17 protein-coding genes and 1 pseudogene are annotated in these 22,692 nt (G+C 28.1%); all 18 read right to left on the reverse strand.

The features are described 5' to 3' along the window. Positions 1-35 precede the first annotated feature (35 nt). The 18 genes and pseudogenes from KGF45_RS02185 to KGF45_RS02270 all read right to left on the reverse strand — a co-directional run bounded on the left by KGF45_RS02185 (position 36) and on the right by KGF45_RS02270 (position 22,600). On the reverse strand, positions 36-497 hold the full coding sequence (locus KGF45_RS02185) for a pyrimidine dimer DNA glycosylase/endonuclease V (RefSeq protein ID WP_227841356.1): 462 nt from the start codon (positions 495-497) through the stop codon (positions 36-38). A 51-nt stretch (positions 498-548) separates the two neighbouring features. Further along, complete coding sequence (gene def, locus KGF45_RS02190) at positions 549-1,004, reverse strand: peptide deformylase (protein WP_227841701.1); 456 nt, start codon at positions 1,002-1,004, stop codon at positions 549-551. After that, positions 985-1,254, reverse strand: coding sequence for a helix-turn-helix transcriptional regulator (locus KGF45_RS02195; protein WP_413926579.1), 270 nt, complete (start codon positions 1,252-1,254; stop codon positions 985-987). The genes def and KGF45_RS02195 overlap by 20 nt, the downstream gene beginning before the upstream one ends. An 81-nt stretch (positions 1,255-1,335) precedes the next feature. Then, on the reverse strand, positions 1,336-2,052 hold the full coding sequence (locus KGF45_RS02200) for an ABC transporter permease (RefSeq protein ID WP_227828480.1): 717 nt from the start codon (positions 2,050-2,052) through the stop codon (positions 1,336-1,338). Then, on the reverse strand, positions 2,049-2,732 hold the full coding sequence (locus KGF45_RS02205) for an ABC transporter permease (RefSeq protein ID WP_227841702.1): 684 nt from the start codon (positions 2,730-2,732) through the stop codon (positions 2,049-2,051). The genes KGF45_RS02200 and KGF45_RS02205 overlap by 4 nt, the downstream gene beginning before the upstream one ends. Continuing rightward, positions 2,729-3,472 (reverse strand): annotated as a pseudogene (locus tag KGF45_RS02210) (ABC transporter ATP-binding protein); the annotation flags it as partial. The pseudogene KGF45_RS02210 and the gene KGF45_RS02205, both read right to left, overlap by 4 nt. Positions 3,473-3,644: 172 nt before the next feature. After that, positions 3,645-4,391 carry a site-specific DNA-methyltransferase gene (locus KGF45_RS02215; protein ID WP_227841703.1) on the reverse strand — a complete coding sequence of 249 codons (747 nt, stop codon included), beginning with the start codon at positions 4,389-4,391 and terminating at the stop codon, positions 3,645-3,647. 75 nt (positions 4,392-4,466) lie between these two features. Then, positions 4,467-5,276, reverse strand: coding sequence for an N-acetylmuramoyl-L-alanine amidase (locus KGF45_RS02220; protein ID WP_227841704.1), 810 nt, complete (start codon positions 5,274-5,276; stop codon positions 4,467-4,469). Position 5,277: 1 nt separating this feature from the next. Next, positions 5,278-5,679 carry a phage holin family protein gene (locus KGF45_RS02225; RefSeq protein WP_227832679.1) on the reverse strand — a complete coding sequence of 134 codons (402 nt, stop codon included), beginning with the start codon at positions 5,677-5,679 and terminating at the stop codon, positions 5,278-5,280. Between the two features lie 185 nt (positions 5,680-5,864). Further along, complete coding sequence (locus KGF45_RS02230; protein ID WP_227841705.1) at positions 5,865-7,091, reverse strand: InlB B-repeat-containing protein; 1,227 nt, start codon at positions 7,089-7,091, stop codon at positions 5,865-5,867. Positions 7,092-7,102: 11 nt separating this feature from the next. Continuing rightward, positions 7,103-7,240, reverse strand: a complete 138-nt coding sequence (locus KGF45_RS02235) for an XkdX family protein (RefSeq protein WP_227841706.1) — start codon at positions 7,238-7,240, stop codon at positions 7,103-7,105. Next, on the reverse strand, positions 7,240-7,572 hold the full coding sequence (locus KGF45_RS02240) for a hypothetical protein (protein ID WP_227841707.1): 333 nt from the start codon (positions 7,570-7,572) through the stop codon (positions 7,240-7,242). The genes KGF45_RS02235 and KGF45_RS02240 overlap by 1 nt, the downstream gene beginning before the upstream one ends. A gap of 19 nt (positions 7,573-7,591) precedes the next feature. Continuing rightward, positions 7,592-11,221 carry a PQQ-binding-like beta-propeller repeat protein gene (locus KGF45_RS02245; protein ID WP_227841708.1) on the reverse strand — a complete coding sequence of 1,210 codons (3,630 nt, stop codon included), beginning with the start codon at positions 11,219-11,221 and terminating at the stop codon, positions 7,592-7,594. After that, positions 11,197-11,418: a hypothetical protein gene (locus tag KGF45_RS02250; protein WP_227841709.1), complete on the reverse strand. Its 222-nt coding sequence runs from the start codon at positions 11,416-11,418 to the stop codon at positions 11,197-11,199. Before KGF45_RS02250 ends, KGF45_RS02245 begins: the two co-directional genes overlap by 25 nt. A 2-nt stretch (positions 11,419-11,420) precedes the next feature. Beyond that, positions 11,421-13,349: a tail fiber domain-containing protein gene (locus tag KGF45_RS02255; protein ID WP_227841710.1), complete on the reverse strand. Its 1,929-nt coding sequence runs from the start codon at positions 13,347-13,349 to the stop codon at positions 11,421-11,423. 16 nt (positions 13,350-13,365) lie between these two features. Further along, positions 13,366-15,012 carry a phage tail protein gene (locus tag KGF45_RS02260; protein WP_227841711.1) on the reverse strand — a complete coding sequence of 549 codons (1,647 nt, stop codon included), beginning with the start codon at positions 15,010-15,012 and terminating at the stop codon, positions 13,366-13,368. 37 nt (positions 15,013-15,049) lie between these two features. Beyond that, complete coding sequence (locus tag KGF45_RS02265) at positions 15,050-15,835, reverse strand: phage tail family protein (protein ID WP_227841712.1); 786 nt, start codon at positions 15,833-15,835, stop codon at positions 15,050-15,052. Between the two features lie 12 nt (positions 15,836-15,847). Further along, on the reverse strand, positions 15,848-22,600 hold the full coding sequence (locus KGF45_RS02270) for a phage tail tape measure protein (RefSeq protein ID WP_227841713.1): 6,753 nt from the start codon (positions 22,598-22,600) through the stop codon (positions 15,848-15,850). Positions 22,601-22,692: the final 92 nt, after the last annotated feature.

Raw genomic sequence — 22,692 nt, forward strand, 5'->3', positions numbered from 1 at the left:
ACATCTAATCATACCATAATATTAAATTATAGTAATTAAAGTAAGCTATTACCATACCATAAGTCATAGTCAGCACCGTATTTACAAAGTAATATATTCCATTCATTCATGGATATTCCTCCACACATTGCTTTTTCTTCTAAATTATATAGACATTGTTTTAAATATACTTCATTATGCCAATCTCTATATAAAGTTTCTAAATTTAGATTATGTAATACAGATACATCCATTGAAAAATTGTTATTATTCCATTTTAGCATTTCTATAAACTTAGTTTCATTAGGTCTATAAGCCCTTTTCACCATTTCATCATGTATAACTTTTGCATAAAATTTAAATTCATCTATACTATAATTTAATACTTTATTTACTAATAGATGATTTGGAGTACCTTTTTTCTCTATAGAACCTTTTATAGCGAATAGTTCTCTCCATTGACTTACTAATTGATTTTTAGGTAATACATCAATTAAATCCTTATGCCATAATCTCATAATTTAACTCCTCACTATAAAATATTCTCTAAATTTAGTACTTAAATTACATTATAGTTTCACACGTTCAATAAGTTTATCTGTAAAAACTATGCCATTCAAATGGTCTATCTCGTGACAAAGACATTTTGCCATGGGTCCTGAGCCTTTAATTGTTATTTTCTCACCATTCTCATTTAAAGCTTGAACTGTGACTTTTTTAGGTCTTTTTAATTTTCCCCATACATCAGGAAAACTTAAACAACCTTCAACAACAATTTGCTCTCCTTCTTCTTTAATAATTTCAGGATTAACAAGTTTAATAAGTCCCTCTCCTAAATCTATAACAACTAAGCGTTTTAGTATTCCTACTTGGCATCCAGCTAAACCCCCACCATTTGGCGTGTTGTACATCGTTTCTGCCATATCATTTAATAGGTCTCTTATCTTATTATCTACTTTTTCTACATTCTTACTCTTTTTTCTTAAAATTTCATCGTCAAAAGTTCTAATCTCTCTTAGAGCCATAATATTCACCCCTACTTATCTGAGCTCTTGATTTTCTCTCACTCTCTTCAAATAAAAATATATTTTCAATTGGTTCATTAAAAACTCTTGAAATATCATATGCTAACCATATTGAAGGTTCATTTTTACCAGTCTCTATAGCATTTATAGCCTGCCTAGATGTTCCTACTAATTCTCCTAGTTGTTCTTGCGTTAACCCCAATTTTTCTCTTAATACCTTGATTTTATTTTTCATATATACTCCATTCATGTAATGTTAACCTTACATTTAAACTGTAACATTTTCCAATTTTTATGTCAAGTCAACCTTACATTTATTTTAATAATCTATTTAACTAGATATTTTTTTATTGAATTTTTTAAGTAATAAAACAATCCAAATTAATGATACAATAAATGAGATAAAAATATATATGTAGTTACTATCCTTAAATGCCTTTGCTAACCAAAATGATGGTAAGAAAAATAAAATATACTGTATTTTATTTAAAATAAAAAATGGTGCTGGAATACCTAACATAAAAAGACCTGATAACTTTGTAAGTGCCATACCTTCTAATTTATTTGATGATAAAGAAGTTATTAATATTGATATAATAATTCCTTGCATCAAAGCTACTAAAGAAATTGCTAAATTTAATAAAAAAGAAATTTTAGTTAGCGAAAAAGTTAATAATAAAATTACTGTAATGACAAATGCTAAGATAGCTGGTATTCCAAGTCTTGAAATAAGATAACCACTTTTTCCAATAGGAGTGATTATCAAGTGCTTTGAAATATTATCATCAATTTCTCCTAACATAACCATAGTAGAAGCAAAAAAGAACATAAAAGGTGTTATGAAAGCTAAAAGCAAGTCAAATACTAAAAAATATGGTTCTAAAGTTAATTGATAATAAGAGCTATCAATTAATATATTCTGAATTAATGGTATTCCAAATTTTATAAGACCTCCACATAATATTGGAGAAATGCATACTACAAAAAGCATAGCATCACATTTTATTTGCTCAAATTCTTGTCTAAAAGCATTAATAATTTTTATCATAACTTTATGCCACCTACCTTTTTCCAAATACTACAAACAAAATAATATGTTATGAAATAAACTATTATAGTCATCAATATTAAAATTAATATATTAGTTACTAAAAAATTTTTATCTCCACTAATAAGAGAAATACATATATTGAAAGGATACAAATTAGTAAATACATTTAAATCCATCAATACATTAATTATTGGTGGCACAAAGCAGACAATCTCAGCAGGAATAGTTAAAACAATAAATTGATTTAAACTTGATGCTCTACTTGCAAATATAAGCCCAAGTAATGAAAATATTATCGATGCAAAGAAGGTTCCTATAATTACTATCAAAATATTATTTAAATTTGCTGTAATTGCAATTACCATAGCTACAATACTAGATATCATTGACAATGAAATCACCTTTGATAAAATATATTCTGATATTTTTATTGGAGATACCGCTAGAGAATTTAAAACTCTTTGACTCTTCTCAAGAAGTACAATTGCTCCCATAAAAAATAATCCCATTGCTGCTGGGTCAGAATAAATCATAATTATAGCTACCTTTTCTCTCAATAATGGTGGAAATGCATTAAGCAAACAAATATATACAATACTTAAAACAACATATAAAAAATAAAATCCATATTTAAATTGAAACTTTATATCTCCTAAGATAAGATTTTTTAATCTCATTGTAAATTCCTCCCTGTTATCTCAATAAAAATATCATTTAATGTTGGTTCACTACTATGTATTGATAAGAGCTTATTTTCCTTAATAAGCATATTTAATTTTTTGTCGTTACTAGTATCACTTAAAAAACATTCAGAAATTTTTTCTCCATTATCAAAATATGTATATCTAATTTTAACAGCACCTTTTGACATAATAAGATTATGTGGTGTGCCTAATGCAGATATTTTCCCATTTACAATGAATGCTACCCTATCACAAAGTTCTGTTGCATCCAACATATTATGAGTTGTTAAAATAATAGTTTTACCTTTAGATTTTTCTGATAGAATCATATTTTTCATAATCTTACTATTTGATGGGTCAAGACCACTTGTTGGCTCATCTAAAAATAATATATCTGGATTATGTAATAAAGCTTTTATAAAATTTAATCTCGATTTCATCCCCTTTGAATACTCCGATATTTTTTTATTTGCTTCATTTTCTAATCCTACTGATTTTAGTAGTTCTCCAATTGGTAGTAATTTTTTAGAATATAAAGAACCAAAGTATTTTAAATTTTCTATTGCAGTTAATTTTTCATATAAACTAGGAAATTCAAAATCAACTCCTATATTCTCATAAAATTTATTTGAATGTTTTTTGCTTTCTATTCCATTTACAAGTACACTTCCTTCATAATTTGTTATCATACCAATTAGAATTTTTTGTAATGTTGATTTACCTGCTCCAGATGGTAATAGTATATTAGTACAAAAATATTATTATAAAAAGACCTTTTAAAATCGTTTTTAAGACACTTAGAAAACTTTCTTTAATACTTTATATAGCTAACTTCTAGCATCTTAATTGTGAAATTTAAGCATAAAAAAGAAGGTAACAGCTTTTGACTGTTACCTTCTTTTTTATTTATAAATTATCTTTGTATGCTCTTTCTATTCTATTTTTACCTTGTTGAAAATAATTTTTATCTAGTTCTATGCCAATAAATTTTCTTTTTGTATTGGCACATGCAACACCAGTCGAACCACTTCCAAAACAATTATCCAGTATAACATCATTTTCTCTAGTATATGTTTTTATTAAATACTCTAATAGACTAGTTGGTTTTTGCGTTGGATGAATACATTTAGTTTCTTTATTAAAATATAATGTATTACTAGGATAATTTGTGTATTCTTGTATATATTCTTTTCCTTTTAAACCACCATGATATATATTCTCTCGTTCTCCATCTTTTCTTATTTTTTTAATTGGTTTATCTAATTTTTTCAGACCTTGAGGAGTGTATAATGGTGCATTTTTATAAAAAACATTTATATCCTCTACACATCGCAAAGGCTGATATTTACAAAATGCAAATCCTGTTTTTGTATTTTTAATCCAGTACCAACTATATTTATAATTTTTTAAATTAGATGCAATTAATTTAGTTGTAAATGGTTGAGCTGAAAATAAAACCATAGCTCCATTATTTTTTATTATTCTATTATATTGTTTCCACATCTCTTCTAAGTTTATAATACTATCCCATTTGCAATTAGTCATTCCGTAAGGAAGGTCGCATAAAATTAAGTCTATTGATTTGTCTTTTATAGTTTCCATTACCTCAATACATTCCCCATTGAAAAGCTGATATTTTTGTATGTCTAACATATTGTAACCCTCCTAATATTATGTATTATATTCGAGTTGAATCTGGATATAGTATTTATTGTTATGCTTAATATCTTACTTTTTTATAAATAGCAATGCTTTTTTAATTGTTTCCCAAACATCACTATCGTATATTTGTGTAAACTTTTCACCTGTATTTTTAGCTATTTCCACCATTTTTTTACTAGCTCCACCACCCACAACATATAAATTTTGTGTTCTATGTGGTTTATAATTTTCTATGTCTGTAACTAAATAACTTTCTTTTTCTCTCTTGTAATATAATCCTAATAAATCTGCTACTACTTTATCATCACCGCTGTACACTATTGTATGTTTGTATCTATTATAATTATTTTCTTCTGCTGAACTAACATGTTTTGTTATTGCATCCACTATCGCAGCTGCTAATTTATCAGCTCCTAAACTTAAATATTTATTCGCATCTTCAGTATCTACGAAGCATACTTCTATTAGCATGCTTTTTGCTTTAGTTTTATTTACTACATATAATCCACTTCCATCTTTTACCCCTCGATTTGTAAATCCTAAATCAGAGATTTTTTTACAAACATCTATAGCGTCTTGATACTGTTTACCTTTATATGTGTAAACTTCGCACCCTTTGCCACCACCAGCGTTAAAATGTATTGATATGAACCAGTCCAAATCCTGTCTATTAGCTTGTGCAGTTATTTTAGATAAACATTCAGATTGTGTAGATGCTTTATCTATAGTACAATCAACTACATTGTTACCTAGTTTTTTTAGTTTGTCTATTACTTTATATCCTACATTTCTAGTTTCTATTGATTCATTTATTTTTCCTATAGCTCCAGAACCTGCTCCCACCTTTGTATGTCCACAATTTACACCTATCTTCATTTTATTTATTCTCCTTTCCAAGTTGTTCTAATGCTTCTTTAATTTTATTTGGTATTGGTAAACCTATTGCTGCACAATTTTCTGTTATACTTAATGCTTCATTTGCTATATAAAAATAGCAAACTAATGTCTTAAATATCCAATCTCCATTATTTATTAGTCTGTCTAATAATGCTGCTACTGCCACAATTACCAGTATTCCACTTTTTTTTGCAATACCTTTAAATCCTACATTACTAGAAAGTTTTTTAAGTACAAACCCTTTAATTACTCCAAATAGATAGTCTATCAACATAAGTGTTAACAGAATAGCTAATACCTCCTCCCAAGTTCCAAATAGCCACGTAAAATACGTTCCTATCAGTGCTGTGATAGTGTTCAATCTTCCATCATAAATATTCATTTTTTTCTCTCCTTATTAAAATTTAAATAACCAATTAATAACTATATACATAAAAAAGGAGCCTTTTTATTGGCTCTTATCATGTAACAATTCAATTAAAATTATGATTCTTATACATTATATTTGGAAACATAAATATGCTGTAAATTGAATTCTCATTTTCTTTTTTAGATTTAAAAGTTATTTTAAAGTTTTCTCCAAAATGCCTGTAAGATAATATTACTCTTATCAATCATTATTCTATCTCCAAAATTTAGCATAGTTGACTCATCATTTTTTACAGTTGACCATCCTATGAGTTCATAACTACCTGCATTTAAATTTCCTGTATTAGATAACGTAACTGTACTTGCACCTGTTAAATATGAATATTGGTCAATTGGTGGGTGACCACTTACACCTGTTCCAGCTGGAAAATTTGAACCATATGCAATCCTATATTTTCCCCACATACCATATAATGTTATATCTTCTTTACCTATAACAATATTTTCTTCTACATCAGATTTTAATATAGGAATTTGAGCTTTTTCTATATTAGAAGTCCAACCTAAAAATTTGTCTTTATCTTCCTCTCCACCTAGTGGATTATTTTCACTATTTTTTAATACAGTAACTATATCACCTTCAACATATCTATTTGCATCAACAGGCACTTCACCCGTTCTATTTAAAGGATATTCTTCTGGTGGGAAATTGGCATTATAAGTAACATATCTATATTTTTTCCAAACTGCATATAAATGTAAGCCATCTGATTGTACATGCTCGTTTTCTATAGTAGCATTTTCAATTACATCTCCATTTTCAGTTAATGACCAACCACAAAACTTATAATTATATTCTTTGTTATTTTCATCATAATTGTTTAATGGTAAAAGAGTAATTATATCCCCTAAAATATATTTATTACTATCAATAGGTATGGTTGGAATAGGAATGCCTTGAAAATCACTAGGAATATTCAGCTCATATATAACATTTATACATTTATACCAGATAGCATACAAAGTGATGTCATCTGTAGCTATGCATCTTTCAATCACATCTCCATTTTCAGCTAATGACCAACCTTTAAATCGATATTCATTTAAATCTGTATTACTTGGTAAATCTAATCTTGCTTCTGTATTAGCTAATACTGTCATGTCATCTGGTACTGTAACATCTTCGTTTGAATATCCTTCTGGCAAATTAATATTATAATTTATTGTGTATCTCTTACTATTTTCTAATAATTGTATTAATATGTTTAAATCTTCCTTACTCGCTTTCTTACTAAGTTCTAAGTTAATGTTATCCTGCTCATTATTTAATTTATTAATATTTTTTATCACATCTTCATTTAACAAGCTATCACCTACTTTTTTATTTGGAGGACTACATTTATATGTAGTCCTTAGTTTTTTCAATAAAAAAAGAACTATGCTATATAGTCCTCTCCCACAATTTCTTTATATTCTGTTGCTGTTATCTTATTCTTATCTACTGAATTTTTAACCATTTCCTTAGTCCACATTTTATTATCATAATAATATTTTATTTTTTCATATCCTAACATTATATTAATCCTCCCATCATTAAACTATAGTTTATATTTGCATTTTCCTGTTCTAATTCTTTAATCTTTTTTAATGCTTCCTGCTCTGGTGTCAATGGTATTTCGACATACTCATATGTAATCTCTTTTGTTGTCTTATCTACATACATAATAGATGCAAAACCTTCTCTTTGCTCTGCTTCTACTACTTCATCAACTAATACTCCATTTAATTCTAATTCTTGAACTGATTTATTTAATCCATATGTTTGGTCAAAAGGCATGTTATGAATTAAATTCACCTTATATATACTTCCTTCTTTATGTTCTAATCCTGTTAAATATTTTTGCACTTTATTTCCTCCTATTTTTTTAATTATAATAAGCTATTTTTTGTACTGTATATGTATTTTGTAGTTTTTTTACTAAGCTACTTCTATCTCCAGTAATTATATTATTTTCTAAATCAATACATACACTCAATACCCAATCCTTGTAGTTTGAATATTTCCAAATTTCTGCTCCATCAGAAGATATTTTTCTAATGGTATTATCATTTCCACCGCTATATATATTATTTTGAGAATCCACACATACTGAATTTATCTCCTCTGCATGTCCTTTATAACTCCAAATTTCATTTCCGTCTGTTGCTATTTTTCTCACTGTATTGTCACTACTACCACTATAAATATTATCTTGTGAATCTACACATACTGAGTTTACATAACCAGTATGTCCAGTAAATTTCCAAATTTCATTTCCATCTGTCGTTATTTTTCTTACAGTTTTATCACCACTACCACTTATTATGTTATTCTGAGTATCTACACATACTGAACATACAGTACTTGTATGCCCAGTAAATCTCCAAATTTCAGTACCATTTGATGATATTTTTCTTACTTTAACATCAGCACAACCACTTACTATATTATTTTGTGAATCTACACATACTGAACGTACAGTACCTGTATGCCCAGTAAATCTCCAAATTTCAGTACCATTTGTTGACAATTTTCTCAAAGTAATATCAGCACTACAACTAATAGTATTATTCTGTAAATCTACACATACTGAATATACACCCTCTCCATGTCCTTTGTAACTCCAAATTTCATTTCCACTTGGAGATATTTTTCTTACTGTTCTATCAGCACTACCACTAATAATATTATTATTTAGGTCTATACATATTGAATACACATAACCATCTCGCACTTTATCCCATATTTCAATGGGATTAGGTAAGACTTCTTTCATGATAGTATCCAATTTAGTTATTTTATGTATTTCACTTTGATTATCTTTCGTAATTAAAATACCTAAATTCTGCTGCAATTTTCTTAAAATTTTATCATTACTTCCACTAATAATATTATTCTGTAAGTCTACACATACTGAATACACAGTACCTGTATGCCCAGTAAACTTCCATACTTCTGCTCCATTTGATGATATTTTTCTTACAGTTTTATCTGCACTACCACTATAAATATTATCTTGTGAGTCTACACATACTGAATACACAGTACCTGTATGCCCAGTAAACTTCCATATTTCTGCTCCATTTGATGATATCTTTCTCACTGTATTGTCACTACTACCACTATAAATATTATCTTGTGAGTCTACACATACTGAATGCGAACTATTTGTATGTCCTGTAAATTTCCATATTTCTGCTCCATTTGATGATATCTTTCTCACTGTATTGTCACTACTACCACTATAAATATTATCTTGTGAATCTACACATACTGAATACACAATATCTGTATGTCCTGTAAAACTCCATATTTCAGTACTTGATGATATTTTTCTTACAGTTTTATCGTAACCACCACTAATAATATTATTTTGTGAGTCTGCATGTACACATCTGACACTACTTGAATTACCAGTAAACTTCCATATTTCATTTCCATCTGTTGATATTTTTCTTACAGTTTTATCTGCACCACCACTATAAATATTATCTTGTGGGTCTACACATACTGAATACACACTACTTGAATTACCAGTAAACTTCCATATTTCATTTCCATCTGTTGATATTTTTCTCACTGTATTATCACTACTGCCACTTATTATGTTATTTTGTGAATCTATTGTTACTGAAAGTACATAGAGAGTATGACCTGTAAACTGCCATATTTCTTCAACATCATCATGCATATCAGGTATTTGTTTTATATTACTAATATTACTTGCCATAACTTGAAATGTATCACTACTGTTAGTTGGAACTTTTTTGTCAGTAATAGCAGTAGCGATTAATTCCTTCCCACTACTGACAGATTGAAAAAGTTCATTAACTGCACCCGTTAGATTTTTAGCATTTGTGCTTAATTCGTTTACGCCTATCTTTGCATCTATTTTAACACTAGAGTAAGTACTATCTAGTGTTGTTATATTATCATTTATTGTAGCTTGTATAACTTCTTTATTTGTATTACCATTTACAACAGTTACTTTTACATCTATAGCTAATTCATTAAAAATATCTATTGTATTAGAATCTACTACAGTATAAGAATTAGTCATACTCTTTTTAGTTGCTTCATCGAGTATCGCAACGAATATATTTTCTGTAACAAGATTATGATTAACTGTAAGTTTAAAATATTCTCCATCAGCAATCCAGTCGGATTCAACATAAGATTTACTGAAAGCTACATTGGTTGCAGCAGAAGTCATTTCTGCTATTTTCTCATATACCTTATCAAAATCATATGTAAATCTTTCTTTTAATGTATTTTTTTGAGTTCCATCGTAAGCTTCTCTTGTTTGTATTATTTCTCCTGTTGTATTTGTACTTTCCAACTCTTCAAATCTTTGTTCAAATTCAGTTAATTTATTAGATACAGTTGTTGTCATATCCGTTTTAGCAATATTCACTTCAACAATCTTATTGTCAACTTCAACTATTTTAGTATCTACTTCATTTATCTTATTATTAGTTTCAACTATTTTATCATCAATTTGCTTTTGTTGTTCTTTTAATTTATTATCTAGTGTTGTATCTACCTCATTAAATTTTTCATCAGTTTTATCAATTAATTCTTTTTCCATTCTTTTTATAGAATTTTGTCTATCTATTTCTTGTGTTTCTCTTACTTCTTCACTTTCTTTTCTTACTAACTCATTAGCTTCTCTTGCTTCTTCACTGGTTTTTCTTACCTCTTCACTTTCTTTTCTTACTAACTCATTAGCTTCTCTTGCTTCTTCACTGGTTTTTCTTACCTCTTCACTTTCTTTTCTTACTAACTCATTAGTTTCTCTTGTTTCTTCACTGGTTTTTCTTACTTCTTCACTTTCTTTTCTTACTAACTCATTAGCTTCTCTTGTTTCTTCACTACTATTTCTTGTTTCTTCATTACTATTTCTTACTAATTCACTTGATTTTCTTACCTCTTCATTTTCTTTTCTTTTTAATTCATTAGCTTCTCTTGTTTCTTCATTATTATTTCTTGTTTCTTCATTTTCTTCTATTAAATTTTCCAATTTTTCAACTCTGGTAACTAAAATATCATTATCTTTTAAAACTTCTTTGACTTGACTTATTAATAATACTAAAACGCCAAATTCATCCGCATTTTCAATATCATCATCATTTACAAGCCCTTCTTCTACTCTATAATAAAATCTTGGAGATTCTAAAGACCCCTCACTATTTATAGCCATAAGTGTAAATGGGTTTATACCTGCACCTTTCAAAGCTTCCCTAGTAATTGGAATCTCTACTTCTCCATTTTCTGCATCTAATATGACACATGGAGAGTTCACCTTATTACCTACATTCTTCCATATGTTAACTATTACATCATAGTTACTTAAATCAATTATCTTTCCATCATTTTTTAGTTGTGCTTTAATAAAAGCTGTATTAATATCATTTTCACTATATATTATCTTTTTTACTATATTTTTCCTATTTTCATATTCTGAAAAATCTATTTCTAAAAAATATTGTTTTACTTCATAATCTCTGTTTCGCATTGTTCAACACCCTCTACATTTTCAGATAGTTTTTTAAGCGATATAATATTTTCTTCTAATTCTTTTATTTTTTTATTATTATCTTTTAATTCTACATCTTTTTGCATTGCTATACTCTTATAGAGCAACATATTCGACATACTCTTATTTAGTTCTTCTTTTACATTCTCATATAAAATTTTAAAATCTACATCCATTTTTATTCTCCTTTACGCAAGCCTTGTATATTTTCTTCCAATTTTTTTATTTTATTTTCCAATTCTTCTCTTTTTAATACTTCTTCTTTTAATGCTGCTGCCACAACAGTTGTATAACCAGATACACTAAATTTTAATCCTTCATCGCCATAATCATAAATAAACATTTCTCCAACTTTTGTATCTTTTATATCATTTGCTATAAATCCAACCTGTTTGTTATTCTCTTCTTCACTAAAATTTTTATAATTAAATGTAGCTATTTTTAAATCATTTTTTAAAAAGTCTAGAAAAGGAGTTTCTGTATTCATCAAAAAAGACCTTTTTCTTGATAAACCTATATAGCTAATATTTTCTTTAAATTTACTGTCTGATGTACTTCTAACATCATCACATCTTAAAGTATCGCAATAAACATTTCTCCATGTGTTATAGTTTTGACCTAAATCAGTTCTGCTTTGGTCTGGAAAAAAAGAATATGGGTCATTAGTAAAACAAAATCTTGCATTTCCACACTGAACAAAAGCATCATCTTGTTTCACTTGTAATCTTACCTCACCATCAACAAATATGTTTGCTCCATATCTATTTATAAACAAATAATTTTCATTATATTTTAATCTTACTGCACTTCCTTTTACAGAACCGTCACTTTCTTGTGCATCTAAACATATAGTTGCACTACTATCTTCAAACAGCCGAATAATAGGGTCGTGACCTTTCGGAGTTGTTAAACAATCACATGCAATAGAACCATTCAAAACTGTTAACCCTCTATAATCTATAGTAACAGAAGCTGAACTTATTTTATTAAAAGCTATCCTTACACTATCATATTTTTGTTCTATTAAAGAACTAAATTCTCCTTTACTAACTTTTAGTGCTATTTCATCAGACAATATTTTGATTTCAGATTTTATATTTTTTTCTGTTTCTTGTACACTCATAGTCATCTGATTAGATTTCATATTAAAATTTGCTAACTCTTCTGATATACTTCCACCTGCTCCAAGCAGAATTATATTATCCAGAACATTTTTTAATTCATTTATTTTTATATTATATTTAGAAAAAGTATTTATAACTAAAATTTTGTCACTAGGAGTTGCAACACTATCTGCTATAACTGAATTTATTGCAGTTTTTAAATTTTCATGAGCTTCATTTAAAGCATTTTTAGCATTATTTATATTTAATTTTCCAGTTGTATCAAAATTTTTATCACATATTGAAACAACTTTTTCAATTTGTATATATAATAATTTTTTCTTATCATCAATAATAGTATTTTGGATATTTATTTCTGTTTTTTCTTCATTGGTTATTTTATCATCTTTGAAGTATTCTGTTATCTTAGAACTATATAAACCAATCGCTGCATTTAATTCTATTATAGTTTTATTTACATTTTCTCTTAGTTCATTTATTTCTTTATTATCTGTAAAGTCTTTCCTAACACTCTTAACACTAGCGTCTATTTCATCAGATTTTAATTCTAATTTTGTTATATTTTCTTTTATCTTTGTATCTTCTTCTTTTAAATCTCCTATAGTCGTTTTTACTCCTGTTATATCTGTTTCTATAGAAACAAATCTTTTGTCATTTTCCTCATCTTTTTCATATAATCCATATATGTGCTTTTCAATAGATTTTATAGAATCCCCATCAAAAGATATACTGAAATTCGTATCCTCACTTTGTGGAACTATATTATGCATACCCATATTATTAGTTATTACAAGAAATTTTTCATCTGAATTATCAAATAAAATTTCTGAATCTTCTAATTGATATGGATTTTTTCTATTCCAATAAATATATTTCATGCAGGAATATTTTTCTGCAACATTGTAAACTTCATCGTAGTAATGTACTATTATACCAGTTGCACGAATATATGAAAAAACAGGGCTATTATCTAATATAGCCAATAACTTTCACCCCTTTTTAGATATTTCTATTTTTTCTTATTTTATTGTATTTCTGTTGCATCAATAAGTATTTTTTAGATTCTAAAACTTGAAGTGACTCTTTTGCCATTTTCAAATAATCTGCAATAGTTTTTATATCATCATTTTTTAATTTTTTATTTGATAATTCTATTGTCAAACTATTAGGATTAAATTTTTGCGAATACCCTACAAAGTATATAAGCTTTCTTACATGTTCTTTATAACTATAAAGTTCTATCACATCACCAAGACCTAATTTTCCATCCCAATGTTGCCTGCCATTATCTAAAATTCTATCTAAAAAATTTATTATATCTATCGACCATTCATTCGTTGTTTTACATTTTAATTCTAAAATTCTTTCACCAGCTTTTATTAAATCTTCAACTTTAATAAAAGCTGAATTAGTATATGTATCATAATACACAAACTCTTTCAGCTCTTCTAATAATTCATCATTAAATATTAATTTTCCACTTTCATCTGTTGCAGTTTCACGTTTACAAAGTAAATTTATATTATCTATACTTTTTCTTAGATTTTCAATTTCTTCTTCTAAATTTCTTACAGCAACTTCTAATATTACTTTTTCATCATTTTTTTTAGTTATCTCTGCTATAATCCTAGCTAAATTAATATCATCTTTTGACGCTTCATATGCTCTCTTTTCTCCTTGTAAGCCTGTTATAAACGCATAAACAAGTTGTAATTCATTTTTTTTATCTGTCAATTCATTGCCTTTATTACTTTTCAAATCTGCTAATTCTCTCCACTGTACTTTTCTTTTTTTTACCATTTCTTCATATACATTTATTGCTTTTATCAGTTCTGGACTCATTTCTCCATTTTCTATAAAATAAGAATAATTTTCAACATAGGGATACCCTGTTTCTGTCGCATCTATTATGTCCATTTCTTCGTTTCCTTCAAGTTTCAGCCTTGTTACTATATCATTTGTATTTAAAGTTTTTTCAATAGATTTTATATAATTATCTTCTGTTAATGTTATTTTTATTTCATCTCCAAAACTATCTATATTATATAGATTAACTAGTTTATTAAATGTATCAAACTCAATTACACAATTAAATTCCTCTTTTATATTTTTTGTAATAAAGTCATACCAGTTGGTGTTTATGCTCTCTTGCCATCTAATTTTTTCTTGCTTGCTTCCATTTTCTAATACATCATATGCTATATCTTCATCTACATAACCTAGTTGCCACCCTGTTTCAGTTTTCATATATTCAGACATAGAAATTATTTTATTTTCTATGTCTGATGTAAATAGTTGTATATTTATATTTTCTATATTTATATCTATCTTAGATAATTTAATTTCTCTTGAATATGCTTTGACTACTTTACTTTTATAATTATCTTCCTTTATTTCTTTTATAACAAAATATTCTTTATTATTAATACATATAAATCTTTCGTTTTTAGTCATATCATACATAGTATTTATTTTTCTTTGCAATGTATCTCTATCAAAAACATATTTTGGTATTGTAAATTCTAACTCGTCAATACCATCAATTTTCCTAGTCATAGAATTTAAACAATATTCTGGTATTTGCCCAATCATATTTTTATTAACTTTATGTAATGTTATATCATAATCTTTTTTTATTTCTTTCAAATTAATTTTCTCTCTTAAAATAAATACCACCTCATTATTAAGTTAAAATAGGATATTTTGACTTTATTGTAAGTTTACAGTTACCCACAATTTTTAATTCATTTTCTCCTTTTTTTAATCTCAACCAATTCCTATTACATTTTTTAAATCTATTTTCATTTTTAGAATTAATTACTGTGCAATATAAATTATCTATTATAACTTTCTCATTTTTTTCTATTCCAGTAATCTCAAATTGTTCATTTTCTATACTAGTATTTTTTATTATATTTACAGTAGATTCATCCCCTAAATTAATTAATTCAATTATAGGCATATAATCATCTTGTACATTACTTTTATTATTTATAATTATTTTTCTTTCAATATTTTCTTTTATTATAATTGTTTTAACATCTGATTTATAAGCAAAATTTGTAAATGGTTGGAATGTAACTTCAAGATAACCTTCTAAATTATCCGTAAACTTTTTAGCTATTTTAGTTGCTTTTACATAATAAATCAGTTCAACATTATCTTCGCTGATAAACTCTACAAAATCATCTGTTTTAATCCATGCACAAATTTCTTCTATATCATAATCAGACCATTTTCTAGGAACATAGTTCCCATCTACCAAACATATTTTTAATACTATTTCACTAGTATCTTTTTCCCCTTTAAAAAAAGTTGGATTATCATTATAACTTTTTACCTTTTCTATTGTTTCAGAATATATAAATCCATAGTCATTAAATATATCATTGTTTGATTCTGTAATTAAAATTACACCCATTGAGTCGCTAGTTCTTTTATTTAAAATAAATTTTTCTGAAATAAACAATTTTTATCTCCTTTATTTAACAATTTCTTTTGCAAAATCATTTATTGCTTCTTTTATAGACTTATCAATAATTCTTTGTAAGTCTGGTATGGAATCTTTTGTAGCATTTTCTACTACAACTAGTGGTTTACTAGGATTAAAAATAAACTGGTTATTATTAGTAGTATTATTGTTTAACATACGACTAGTCGGTTGACTGTATCTTTGTGAATTATAGTCTAAAGATTTTAAATTTGTATTAAATTCTTTTACTCCTAATTTTTCATTTATTTCTGCTAAATCTTCCATTTTGTCAAGAGCTTCATCCAGCTTGTCTAGCCATTCAGTTTTTATTTTATCTCCTGCAATAGTCAACCCATCTTGATATTTATTTATAAATTCAATCATGGTATCCTGTAAATCTTTTACATTACCATCTATATCTGTAAAAATTCCACTATCCAATACCTCTTTTACTATTTCTGCAAGCTTTGTATCAGAAAACTTTTCTTCAAGATTTTTAACAGTCTCTTCCGCTTCTTTTTCTAGTCTTTCACTTTCTTTGTCAAACTTATTATTTACTTGTTTGTCGATGTTATCTTGTACTAATTTTTCTAGTTTTTTCTGTTCTTCTTGCAATTTTTTTTCTAAGTCTTGTACTCTTTTTTGACCAGACAGACTTGTATTTTTTCTAGCTATTTCTAATTCTTTTTCTATTTCAGCAATAGCATCTTTTTGCTCTTTTTCATCATTCTTATAATTCATCTCTTCTCTTGCATCATTATAAGCTTTTTTCTCTTTATCAAGAGCATCTGTTCTTTTCTTTAATTCTTCATCAATTAATTTTTTTCTTTCTTCAACTTGCTTTTTATATATATCTGTTATTTCTTTTTCTACATCTGTAATAGTGTTTAATTGTTCTTCATATAGCTTTTTTTGTTCCTCTTTTAAATCTGCTATTGCTCCAGTTATTCCTTCAAGCTCTCGTTGTGCAGATGGTATTTTTTCTAATAATAAATCTAAATACCCTTTTGCGAGTTCTTCTGCTTCTTCAAAATCTTTGTTTTCTTCTTTTAACTTTTGTATCTGTTGTATATAATTAGAAATATCTCCATTGTCTCTAAATTCAAATCCTAATTTTTGCAGCTTGCCTTTAAGCTGGTTTTGAACTTGTTTCATGTACTCAGTTGTTTCAGTTAATTCTTTATTATACTTTTTTTGTAACTCTATTTTTTTCTTAATTATTTCTTCTTTTTCTTCTGTAGATGCATTTTTTAATTTTACATCTAACATGTCTAATTCATTTTTTACTTGCTGAACATCTTTGTACATAGATGTCCATGTGGACTCCATGAATAATTTTTCTTGTTCTCTTTTTATGTTTTTTATACTTTGTTCATTTTCTTTGATTTTCTGATTAAGTTCATTCCACTGACCTATACATTCTGGTAAACTAGTTAAAGTAACTTTTATGTATTCATCATAAAGTTTTTGGATTTCTTCCAGACTATTCTTTTCTTTTTCAGCTTTTTTTTGCAATGAATCACTATTCTTATCTTTTGCTTTTTCAGCCTTTTCTTCTAAGTCTGCAACTATTTTCTTTTTCTTTAATATTTCCTCTTCATAATTTGTTGAATTTCCATCACTATTAAATTTTAGTCCTTTTTGTTCAAGTGCAGATTTATAATAATTTTTTTGTCTTATTAATTTATCTTCTAAATCTTTTTGTACTTCTGCCTGTTCTTTGTACAATTCATTTTGTTTTTGTAGATATTTTATTTTATCTGCATCAGTTGCATTTTCTGCTAACTTATCTAGTCTAGTTAATTCATTATTTATTTTTTGTAATCTATTCTCTAATTCTTGCAATAAATTAACATCATATTTTAATGCATCTGCTATATCTTTTCCAGTTATTGCAATTGGTGTTGAACTAGTAAATCCTCTAGCTCTAGGGATTATATTTTCTCTCGTAGCTGGTGTTGGTGAATCATTTAATAATTTAGGTGCAGGTATCGCCCTTTCTATTGGTAATGATGCAGGTTTTCCAGCCTCATTTTTTTCTGTTTTTTCTGTTGTTGTAACATTCTTATTAACTTGCACATTTGCTGTCATTGATGTTGTAAATGACCTTGCATAACTAGCCTTATATGAATCTATCTTACGCATCAAGCCCGATATATTTTTAGCTGCTTGTGCTGTTTCTGCTTTAAATGTTGTTGTTATAGTTTTTCCACCATATTTGCTTTTGTAACTAGCTACTTTTTTATCTAAACCAGTAACATTTTTAGCTGCTTGTGCTGTCTCTGTTTTAAATACTAATTGTTTTACTTTTACTTTACTAAATTGATTTATCTTTGTTATTAATCCAGATACGTTTTTAGCTGCTTGTGCTGTTTTAGCTGTTATACTTATTTCATATTTGCCTTTTCCTATTTCTTTTGCTTTAGTTGCTAATTGATTCAGTTGTTCGGCTGTACCTTCAACCCCTTTAGCTTCTACCGTCTGTACATGCTTCTCTCCATCATTCTTTGATGCTTCTTCATTTGCCTTTTTAGCATCCTTTTCACTTTTTGCAGCACCTTCAACTTCCATTTTTTGCGTAGAGGTTTGACCTTTATTTTTATCTACTTCTTTATTAGTACCCTCAGCTTTTTTCTTGCTTTCCTCAGCACCTTCAACTTCCATTTTTTGTGTAGAGGTCTGACCTTTGTTTTTATCAGTTTCCTTGTTGGTTTCTTTTGCTTTTTCTAAACCTTCTACTTTAATATTATATTTTTGTGCAATTTCTGGATTATCTTTTAAATATTTAATTATATCATCATAATTTTTTGCTTTATTAATCGCTTCTGTATTATCTAATATAAATTTTGTTCTATATTCAGTTGGTATTTTATCAAATATTTCTCCAACTAATTTAATTTTATCAGAATTTATATCTCCATTTTCAATTGCAACATTAATTTTAGCTGATACTTTATCTTGTGCAAATTTATCTTTTATTTTTTGTTCAACATCATCTGTTTTTACATTAGATGTGTCAATTTCTCCTTCTGTAATTTCCAAATCTTCCGTTACTTTTACTTTATTATTTCCAAACAGTTTATCAGCTTCTGCTTGCAAATTATCAAAATTAGGATTTTCTTGTTGTAGTTCAAACAATAAATCTGCTGTAAATTTTATAACTTCTTCCGAATTAGTTATATTTCCATTTGCATCTTTTTTTATTAAGCTATTTACAAAATTTCTAACATCTTCTGGTATATTTTGGTCATTAGTAAAATCAATAACAGTCTGTATGTCTACCTCTTCTTTTCCTGTTATCTGCAAACCTTCAAGAGCAGTATTTAACGCTTCATATTGTTGTTGTACTGCAACAGCTAAACTGTCACCAGCTTCTAATTGTTGTCTAGTTCTATTAAACTTTTTAAGAAAGACATCTGTTGAATCACTAGTTTTTAAAAATTCTTTATCTAAAGTAGTTAATAAGCTTACCCAATCACTAGCCTGCGTTCCTGTTTTACTAGCAATAGTTTTAGCTAAATCTTGCATTTTTTTATTATAAGAATTTAAATTTCCATCTTTAGCTAATGCATCATTAGCCCCTTCGATTTCTTTTTTAACATCAGATAAGTTTATTTTCCCAGCTGATGCTGACTTAAACAATTTATTCATAGCATTTTCTGCATTAGATAATTGTTCTTTAGTCTTTATCTCACTAAAATCTAAAAATCCTTTTAATTCATCAAACTGTTTTTTAGCATCATTGTTTTTGCTAGATTTAAAACTACTACTAGACTTTACTGTAGCAAATACACCTTCTTCGACTTCTTGTGCTACTTTCTTAGCTTCTTCTAAACTTCTTTCATTTTCTTTTTGTGCATCTTGTGTTAATTTTTCTCTTTTTCTTAAATGTTCATTATATTTCTGTATATATTTTTCTCTGTCTTTGCCTTCTGAATTTCTTATTTTACCTCTTAAAATAGTTCCTTCTTTTTCTATTTTTGCTATATCATCGTTATACTTTTTTTGTATTGTTAAAATTTTCTCGCCTTCTGTTTGGTATGAATCAGCCGCTTTTCCTGTAAGTTTATTGCCATCTTTATCTCTTTTACCAGCTTGCTTATCAACAGCGATTTCAGCATTATCCATTTTGTCAAAATTTATAAGACGTTCTTTCTTCTCTATTGCTCTATCTAGTTCAGAACACAATTCTGTAGCTGAACCTTTCATTTTTAATATTGGATTGCCTTCTTCATCATATCCAGAAACTAGTTCGGGCATTATTTCAGCGATTTCTTTAGTTAATGTTTTTAGTCTTTCAGCTTCTTCTGAACTTAGTTTAGATTTACCTTTTAACTTGTCATATTCTTGAGCTATATATCCAATTTTTTGTCGTGACTCTTCATAGCCTTTCTTTTCTCTCTCTAATGATTCAATATTCTTTTTTCTTTGTTCATACGCTTTACCATCTGCAACACTATAGTCATGCAAAGCTTTTGTAGCTAATACAATCCCACCTGCTGCTAACAGTGCAAAAGCTCCTTGCAAAGAAAATAGTTTAGGTATTAAAGCACCAACCTTTGCTGCTAATCCTCCAAAACCACTAGCTCCTACTGCGGTTGTAGCTCTCTTAATTTTTCCCATTAAATTAGTTAAATGACTACTGACAATTATAAGTTGACCAAAAACCATTAAAACAGGTGCAAGTGCTACGGCTATTGCTGCCATTTTAACTATGTTTTGTTGTGATGATTCACTTAAATTAGTAAACCAGTTAGATAATTCAGTGATTTTTTGTATAAGATTTGCAAGGACTGGCTCCATCGCTTTGAACGCTTTTATTCCAGCACCCTCTAAAGCCGATTTCATATTTATAATTGCTCCACCCAAGTTATCTTTCATAGTTGTAGCAACTTCCATCAATGAACCTTTAGAATTTTTTAAAGAATCTTCTAACTCATCGTATTCATCATTCACACCTGCTAACAATTTCATCAATGTGTCATATTGTGTCTTACCGCCAATCATTGTTGCAAACCTTGCTCGCTCTTCTTGCGTCAATTTAGTTGTTTCATCAGACGTTACACCTAGTGCATTACTCATTTCTTTCAAAACTGCAACTGTATCCTTCTGCTTCCCTTGCGAATCAAACAGAGATATATTTAATGCATCTAACGCTTTTCCTGCTCTTCCATTTTCACCAATTATATTACTAAAAACACTTATTAATGCATTTGCAGCTTCACTTGCCTTTGTTCCTCTATTAGCTAATATTCCAATAAGTGCGGCAGACTGTTCGAGTGGCATATTTAAGTTTTTAAACATTCCTCCTGCTGTTACATATGCTTCTAGCATTTGTTGCATATTAGTATTAGATTTTCTTTGTGCTTGTGCTGTTATATCTAAATATTTAGTAAAATCTTGACTTGCAATTCCAGCACTTGCCATACTATCTGTAACCAAATCGGAACACAATGCTAAATCCATACCACCTGCCTCGGCAGCTCTCAATACTGGTTCTATCCTTGACAAAGATGTCTCTACATCCCAACCAGCAAGGCTTAAATATGTTAAACCATCTGCTGCTTGTGCTGCTGAAAATGAAGTTCTAGCTCCTAAATCTTGAGCTTTTTCTTGTAACTTTTGAAATGATACACTGCTTTTGTCTGCAATTCCTGCTGTTGCTTGTAGTTTAGACATGCTTGTATCAAAGTTAACACCTGCTTTTGCTGCTGCTATACCTAACATCCCGAGTGGCATTGATACATACATACCTAAACTCATACCAACGCTTTTCAAGTTTTGTCCAGCTGTTAGCAGCGAACGACTTAATGTTGTAAAAGGCATTTGTCTAAGTTGTGCCGATAATCTTGTTATATTTGCACTAGTCTGATTGAGTTCTGCTTGATAGCCATTTAGTGCTGTTTCTGCTTGTTTTATTTCTATTTCTTGTTTATTATAAGCATCTTTTAACCTGTATAATTCTTGTGTAAGTTGTTGTGCTTCATGTGAATTTTTACCATAATATGCTGCTACTTGGCTTAAAATGCTTTCAGTTTTCCTAATCTCAGCACCAAGCTGTGCATGTTTTTGTTTATTTTGATTTAATTCATTATTTAATTTGTTAAATTCAGCTTGATATATTGCTAATCTAGCTTTATTTGATTGTATTTTACTTCCCAGCTGATTCATTTCATTCCCAAGCCTTTGGAAATACGACCCGTTTCGTGCAAGTTCTGCTCCAAGTCGATTAAATTCAGATTCTGTTAATCTCGCTTGGCTATTCAATCTGCTTAGTTTTTGGTCAATAGTTAATGTTTTATTTCCAAGTTCTTGAAATTTTTGACCTGTTTGTGTTAGCTCTGTTCTAAGTCTACTAATTGTACTTTTAGTTTGATTTATATTACTTCCTAATCTACTTAACTTTTCAGCGTTTTTTTGTACAAGTTGAGCTTGTTTTTTCCATTCATTAGAATTTTTACCTAGTGTACTTTCTAAACTATCTAATTTGGCTTTTTGCGTGGTTAAAGTAGATTGCAAACTTTTATACTGGTTTTTTTGACTCTCTAACTTTTTATTATACAAATCAATCTGTTTTGTAAGCTTTTGCATCTTAGCACCAAGACCAGTAAAACTATTTTCAAATTGTTTATTACCTTGTGCTGCTGTTTTAAATTCTCTATCTAAATTACCTATTTCTTTATTTATTGCACTGATTTGTTTAGTAAAGTTATTTGCTTCTAATGCTAACGTGACCGATAGCTTCTCTATCTCCTCTGACATTTAACCACCACCTTTTTACATAAATTCTGTAGAATTAACAATCTCAACATTCTTTTTTTCTTTATCTACACCTTTAAATTTTCCATGTGCAT

The organism is Clostridioides sp. ZZV14-6154, assembly GCF_020657785.1.
Lineage (GTDB): Bacteria > Bacillota > Clostridia > Peptostreptococcales > Peptostreptococcaceae > Clostridioides.